The following is a 435-nucleotide window of genomic DNA, read 5'->3' on the forward strand; positions in this document are numbered from 1 at the left end:
GATTTGCCGTGGACGCCGCGCCGGAGGTATTGTCCGTTGAACGCTCCACTTACGATGACTGTGTGGAGCAAATTTGTAAAGATATGGAACAAGCGGCCACATTCCTTCCGTCACGCGCAAACCGCTCGTCGTTCGAAATAACCATTCCGGCCAAAGAGGCAGCTCTGGCAGTTATTTCCCGCGTTCGTTTGTATGCAGCCAGTCCCTGGTTTAACGGCGGCAGTGGCGGATTATACAGCGACTGGACCCGCAAAAGCGATGGCGCACATTACATCAGTCAAACCGAAGACAATAAAAAATGGGGGAAAGCCGCGGTAGCAGCCAAACGCATTATGAATACGGGATTATACGCACTTCACACCGCAAAAAAAAGGCAGGATACCTACGTTTTGCCCGCAGCGGTAACAGCGGCATACGCTACCCGTCCCATTACTC

1 protein-coding gene is annotated in these 435 nt (G+C 52.4%); it reads left to right on the plus strand.

Annotation, left to right across the window (positions count from 1 at the left end; all coding sequences use genetic code 11):
- Window positions 1-435 (plus strand): RagB/SusD family nutrient uptake outer membrane protein (locus ASC50_RS04795; RefSeq protein ID WP_193391210.1); only part of this gene is annotated, 435 nt, incomplete at both ends.

Source organism: Candidatus Symbiothrix dinenymphae, from assembly GCF_001431085.1.